This is a genomic window from Herminiimonas sp., assembly GCF_030645555.1.
Lineage (GTDB): Bacteria > Pseudomonadota > Gammaproteobacteria > Burkholderiales > Burkholderiaceae_D > Oxalicibacterium.
The window spans coordinates 1-5,933 of sequence record NZ_JAUSME010000190.1 but is presented as its reverse complement, the minus strand read 5'-3'; the positions used below and the strand labels follow the sequence as shown (position 1 = coordinate 5,933).

The following is a 5,933-nucleotide window of genomic DNA, read 5'->3' as shown; positions in this document are numbered from 1 at the left end:
TAATTGCGTAAGACACTTGCCATGCACTCAAGGCTGCTGTCTTTGAAGTGGTAGTTGAAGTGAACCCGCTGTGACGCTGCCGTTTGTGACGTGCAGAAAATGGAAAGAGAAATGGGCGTTGTCTGAGCGCAGCGAGTTTCGCCCGTTTCCCATTTTTTGCGCGGCACAGACGGGAACCCGAAGGGCAGCGGCTGTGCGGTCGCCTTCTTTTGCTTACTTTTCTTGGCGAAGCAAGAAAAGTAAGTAGCCGCCGGGCTACCCCCGGCAGCAGACTACCCACGAAGAAAAAACAGCATCAGCTACGCAAGCGAGCAAAAAACCTACTTGAGCACCATCGTCTTGTACTCATCAAGCAAAATACGATGCCCGACAAAATACTTCACTACACGATGCCGCATCGCTCCAGACACGACAGCGTAAGCATGTATTGCCGATGCAAGAGAATGGCCTGTATGGCAAAGAAGCGCGAGCCAGGCATAGTCGCACGGCCGGCGGAAACCGGCAGTGCTAAGAACCTGTGCTCAGCGCCCACTACAGAAGCTGAGCACAGGCACAGTGCCAAAGCAGGATGGAAGCTTAAAGCGTTTTTGCCACACCCAGGTTCTTCGGTGGCGTAGATGCATGGCCACCTACCTGCACATCGCCCATCAGCTGGCCGCCTTCTTCTATCACCACATTACCGTAGCGAATCTTGCCAGACACCTTGCCGGAAGCGTAAATCACCAGCTTCTGGCGCACTGTCAATTCGCCATCGAAGGTGCCGTGTATTTCAGCGATGTCTATGCCGGCCGATCCCTTGAATGATCCATCCTTGGCAATCTGAATCACGCGCGAATCCATCGTCGCCTCGACAAAACCTTCCACCACCAGCGTATCGCAATCGGTGATTTCTACGCCTTTGAGCTTGATGTTGGGTCCGACTATCAGCTTGCTGCCGACTTCATTGACGCTGGGCGCCGGAGCATGGGCAGCAGTTGAACTGTTGAAATTGCTGTTGCTAGCCATTGGTTTGTTATGAAAACCGGGACTCGATGTATTTGACAACGCAGGGGAATTGCTCGTGCTGGATGGTGAATTTGGCGTGGTGGATTCTCGCTTGCCAAAAAGCGTGTCAGATCGAAGCATGAAATCTCCAGAAAATAATTGTCGCGATGACGTAATAAAGTAAGTAAGTGCCTTGAGTAAGTACGCTCACAGCATCAGCTGCGCATCGCGCGTAAACGACGTTTGCGGTTTTACCTGGTGTGCACCCGAAAATGCAACGCGCAGCTCAGTCATGCCCGCTGCCCGCCACACTTGCAATTGGTACTCGCATCAGCACTTAAGTTCGGATTTGTTACATTTTTTACAAAAGAGTGCTGCTTAAAAATTAAGCAGGTCGATACGATCAGGATTTTGCAATCCGCTGCGCGATAAAACTTAACGATCTAAAAAAACGTGATCGGATGCGTCACTGCAGTTTTCATTTACCAAAAGAAATTAACGGTACGGAGAACGTGCATTCCGATAACTGATTGCAGACAGACCACCCAAAAATTACTTTCATACTTGACAATTTATTATCAGCAAGTAACCATGCGTCAGCCATACAGATAAAAATAAAATTCATCGGGGAGAGTACACATGACTGACGCATCTGTTTTTCCAGCGGCAAATGAAAGCGATCTGCAGCAGGAAGGCCCTTTGCGGTTTTCATTCAGCGGCAGCGGCGGCGAATACTTTCGCATCTGGATCGTCAATCTCTTGCTCTCTATCGTGACGCTAGGCATTTATTCCGCCTGGGCCAAGGTCAGGCGGACAAAATATTTCTACGGCAATACGATCGTCGCAGGCTCCAGCTTTGAATACCACGGCAATCCGCTGGCCATCCTGAAGGGTCGCTTCGTCGCCGTCATACTGATTGTTGCTTACAACATTGCACTGAAGTCCTCAGGCATGGTTGCCTTGCTGATGATCATTGCCGTTGCACTCGCCGCGCCATGGCTGATATGGAAAAGCCTGCAATTCAAACTGCACAATTCCAGCTATCGCGGCATACGCTTCGGTTTTCGCGGCTCACTCAAGCAAGCCTACATCGTGTACCTGCTGCTGCCTTTCCTCTCCGGCCTGACACTCTTGCTGGCGGCGCCATTCGCGCATCAGCGCCTGAAGAGATTCCAGCACCAGGAAAGCCGGTTCGGGGCGACGCATTTTTCATTTGATGCAACGGTAGGTGCGTTTTACAAAAGCTATCTGACAGTCTTTGCGATCTGGCTGGCCGGCTTTGTCGTCATCAGTTTTCTGCTAGGCGGCAGCTTGTTCGGTCTTATCATGAGCGGCAACATGAACAGTGCTGCGGCAGGCGCAACCAGCGCCCTGGCCATTTTCACATTCGTGTTCGCGATGTATGTCTGGATGTTTTTAGTGTTTCCGATTTTTGCGACACTGATCCAGAACCTGATCTGGAACCATACGCAACTGGGCTTGCACCGCTTTCAGAGCGACATGAAATGGACGCGCGTTGCATACATCGCCATCACCAACATCATAGGCATCATCTGCACGCTCGGACTGTTCATGCCTTTTGCGCAAATTCGTTACATGAAATATAGGGTCGAATCGATGACGCTGATCGCTGACGGCAGCCTGGATCATTTCGTTGCGGCGACCCAGGCCGAAGCCAGCGCCACCGGGGAAGGCATGGCCGATTTGCTGGACTTTGATCTGTCGCTGTAATGACATCTGTCACTGCATCCTATTTCGACGGCAAGACATCGCGCCCGCACCGTGTGACGCTGTCGGTAGATGCAGGGATCGCCGCCATCACCGGCGATGCGGAGCGCACATGCGCGATCACCGAATTACGCGTGTCCGAGCGCACCCGCAACGGCCGTCGCAAGGTGACATTTCCAGACGATGCCTATCTGGAAATCAGCGATGAAAGCGCATTCGATACCCTGCTGGCGGAGACCGGGTATCGCGATTCCGCCGTGGTACGGATGCAGCAAAGCTGGCGCAAGGCCCTGGCCGGCTTGCTCGCAACGATAGCGATACTGGTGCTGGGCTATATATATGCGCTGCCACTCGCATCAGAAATAATCGCCAGGGCTTTGCCGGACAGCGTCGAGCGCTCGATCAGCAAAGGGACGCTGGAATTCCTCGATCAACGCATACTTGCGCCCAGCCAGTTACCGCAGGCAAGGCGCGAAGCGATACGCCAGCGTTTCCAGAGGATGGTTCCTCCGAGGGAAGGCGCGCCTGCGTATGAAATTGTTTTTCGCAAAAGCGAGATCGGGCCGAATGCATTTGCACTGCCGTCCGGCCAGATCATCATGACCGATGAACTGGTCCAGCTGATGGATGACGATGAACAGATACTCGGCGTACTCGCGCATGAACTGGGCCATCTGCACGAACATCACCTGATGCGCCGCATCGTGCAGAGTTCGGCTATAGGCGCGGTGGTCACCGTCATTTTCGGCGACGTTTCTGCGATCATTGCGAATATTCCTACCCTGATGCTGGACATGAAATATTCACGCGACGCAGAACGTGAAGCCGACGATTACGCGATCGCGATGATGAAAGCGAACGGCGTTCCTCTGTCGCAGCTTGCCAGCGGGTTTGAAAAGTTGAGGGCGAAACAAGGCGACGTATCGCCCTACTTGTCCAGCCATCCATCGACCGCTGAACGCATCGCGCATATACAAAGTGCACGCTGAATGCAGGGTGTCTCTGGAAGGTACAAAAACAAACAAAAAGCCCTGCAGGAATTTACTGCAAGGCTTTTTCAATATGAACAGATGAAAAAAAACGCTGCCGACAGATAGTGGGCAGCGTTTTTTGATTTCAAGTGGCTTAGTTGCGAACCACTCGTTTGTACTCGTTGGTACGGGTATCAATTTCAATCACGTCATCGGTGCTGACAAACAGCGGCACTTGAACGGTGTGGCGATGCGCCTCGACTGCATTTTCAATCTGCGCTTCCTTCAAGACGTTGCCTGAAGTATTGCCCTTGACTGCAGGCTCGGAATAAATCACCTGACGTGCGATGGTGATAGGCAATTCAACAGAAATCGCCTTGCCGTCATAAAAAACGGCTTCGCATTCCATGCCGTCTTTCAGGTAATGCAATGCATCGCCCAGGTTTTCTTCTTCGATTTCGAACTGATTGTAGTCAGCGTCCATGAACACGAACAATGGATCAGCGAAATAGGAATAGGTAACAGGTTTTTTGTCGAGAACAACGACGTCGAACTTGTCGTCACCGCGCATGACGTTTTCTTGCGGGCTGTTCGTCAGAAGATTTTTCATCTTCCATTTGTAGGTAAAGCCGGTACGGCTGGAACCATTGACATCGGAACGCAAGACTATCATAGGCTTGCTATCAATCATGATGATGTTGCCAACGCGAATTTCTTTTGCAGGTTTCATAAAGAGTGGTCGTAAAAAGTAGGTTGCATAAAAATCATCTGTCGCCTGCTGGCCTGGGACCGCGTAAGCTCACGTTTGATCGAAAAAATACGGCATTAATTAACCGGGCATTATACCTAATTTTTAGCTTCTTCTGAGCGCAGCGCATCGGCAAACTTCAATAAGTTGGATGCCAGATCGCCGTTTGCCAGCATTTGCCGCTGCCACTCAGCAGACCTGCGCGCAATTTCCGGCATGTCTTCCTTGAATGGCGACCATAGCGCAGGCCAGCCGGCTTGTTCATCGATGTCTGCCGTACTCGCGTCGTTCCAGCGCAGGGAGAGCGCAATCAGACTCTCTATACCGGCGGCATAGCGTTGCAAGAATGCCTTCAGTTTCACGTGATGCAGGTTTTTATCCTGCGGATAGATATGCCAGATGAATGGCCGCTCGGCCCACTGTGCGCGTACCCAGGAATCCTCGCCCCGCACGAAATTGAGATCGCACGCCCACAAGAGCCGGTCATAGTCGGGCTGCGCAACAAAAGGCAGCACGCGTACGGTCAGCGCGCCGCTGGTGCGCACTGCTCCCGCTTTTGCTTCCATACCGAGAAATGCCTGTATCGCCTCGACTGCCACCCCTTCAGGCACCAGGCAAGTGATGGCTGTACCGCCATCCTGCCATGCATCGAACAGCGCCGCGACTGGTGCATGTGGATAACAAAACAGCGAAACCTTTAACGACGCCATTTCTGCCGGCGTCACGCCAAATTGCGCCAGAAAAGCCGCCATCGCCGCTGGATCCGATTGAAATTGACGGCGCTCTTCTGCCAGCGCAGATTCGCGCAGCAAGCCGCCCGTTTTGCTGGTGAAGCCGGGGAAGAAAAAATGCTTCGTCAACGGCAAGCGCGGGTGAGGCGAAGGCAGGGTATGGCAGCCTTCCACCCATTCCTCGGCGCTCAAGCCTTCCAGGTTGAACCACACCGGATGCGGATTGCACTCTGCCATCGCGGCGATGTAGCCTGGCGGGATATCGACAGCAAAAAATTCAATGACAATATCGGCCACATCGGCAGCCGAAAATACGCCATCCTGGTTGCGCCAGTGGCGCACCGTCACGCCGGCAAGCTGCTGCTCTTCGACGCCGACTACAACATCCGGACAAATCCGCTGAAAGCTCTGCAAATCGTCCACCCACAAGGTGACGGCGATCTGATGCTCCTGTTGCAACTGCCTTGCCAGGCGCCAGCAGATGCCGATGTCGCCATAGTTATCGACGACTTTGCAAAACAGGGCCAGCGACGTTGCGTTGTTTTTATTGAAGTACATTTTGATGGTTGAATTCGATGCGTGACCGACTGGTGCATGCAGCTATGGGCGGCACAAACAGATGCGCCGCGATGCAGACCAAGGATACGCCGTAAAAATAAAAACGCCACGCAAAAGCGTGGCGTTTTATCTTGGCGTCCCCAAGGGGATTCGAACCCCTGTACTCACCGTGAAAGGGTGATGTCCTAGGCCTCTAGACGATGGGGACAGAAA

Annotated in this window: 5 protein-coding genes and 1 tRNA gene; 2 read left to right on the top strand and 4 right to left on the bottom strand. The window is 52.8% G+C overall.

Annotated elements, in window-relative coordinates; all coding sequences use genetic code 11:
* Positions 1 to 576: 576 nt before the first annotated feature.
* Entirely contained in the window at positions 577 to 1,125 is a 549-nt protein-coding gene (locus Q7T06_RS07415; RefSeq protein ID WP_304782738.1) for a polymer-forming cytoskeletal protein, read from the bottom strand.
* Between the two features lie 498 nt (positions 1,126 to 1,623).
* On the opposite strand from Q7T06_RS07415, the gene Q7T06_RS07410 reads away from it, so the two are divergent.
* Both Q7T06_RS07410 and Q7T06_RS07405 read left to right on the top strand, forming a co-directional pair.
* Positions 1,624 to 2,715 carry a YjgN family protein gene (locus Q7T06_RS07410; protein ID WP_304782736.1) on the top strand — a complete coding sequence of 364 codons (1,092 nt, stop codon included), beginning with the start codon at positions 1,624 to 1,626 and terminating at the stop codon, positions 2,713 to 2,715.
* Positions 2,715 to 3,701 (top strand): M48 family metallopeptidase, encoded by a 987-nt coding sequence (locus Q7T06_RS07405; RefSeq protein ID WP_304782733.1) that lies wholly within the window; start codon positions 2,715 to 2,717, stop codon positions 3,699 to 3,701. The genes Q7T06_RS07410 and Q7T06_RS07405 overlap by 1 nt, the downstream gene beginning before the upstream one ends.
* Before the next feature lie 136 nt (positions 3,702 to 3,837).
* Here the strand turns inward: Q7T06_RS07405 and Q7T06_RS07400 are convergent, their stop codons facing one another.
* From Q7T06_RS07400 to Q7T06_RS07390, 3 genes are all read right to left on the bottom strand, one after another.
* Entirely contained in the window at positions 3,838 to 4,413 is a 576-nt protein-coding gene (locus tag Q7T06_RS07400; RefSeq protein WP_304782730.1) for an elongation factor P, read from the bottom strand.
* A gap of 116 nt (positions 4,414 to 4,529) precedes the next feature.
* Positions 4,530 to 5,720, bottom strand: coding sequence for an elongation factor P maturation arginine rhamnosyltransferase EarP (gene earP, locus Q7T06_RS07395; RefSeq protein ID WP_304782727.1), 1,191 nt, complete (start codon positions 5,718 to 5,720; stop codon positions 4,530 to 4,532).
* Positions 5,721 to 5,852: 132 nt separating this feature from the next.
* Positions 5,853 to 5,928 (bottom strand) — tRNA-Glu (locus Q7T06_RS07390).
* Positions 5,929 to 5,933 lie beyond the last annotated feature (5 nt).

Bases quoted from the DNA above. Each gene is read 5' to 3' on its own strand.
- Q7T06_RS07415 (WP_304782738.1), bottom strand. From the start codon at position 1,125: ATGCTTCGATCTGACACGCTTTTTGGCAAGCGAGAATCCACCACGCCA.
- Q7T06_RS07410 (WP_304782736.1), top strand. From the start codon at position 1,624: ATGACTGACGCATCTGTTTTTCCAGCGGCAAATGAAAGCGATCTGCAG.
- Q7T06_RS07405 (WP_304782733.1), top strand. From the start codon at position 2,715: ATGACATCTGTCACTGCATCCTATTTCGACGGCAAGACATCGCGCCCG.
- Q7T06_RS07400 (WP_304782730.1), bottom strand. From the start codon at position 4,413: ATGAAACCTGCAAAAGAAATTCGCGTTGGCAACATCATCATGATTGAT.
- earP (WP_304782727.1), bottom strand. From the start codon at position 5,720: ATGTACTTCAATAAAAACAACGCAACGTCGCTGGCCCTGTTTTGCAAA.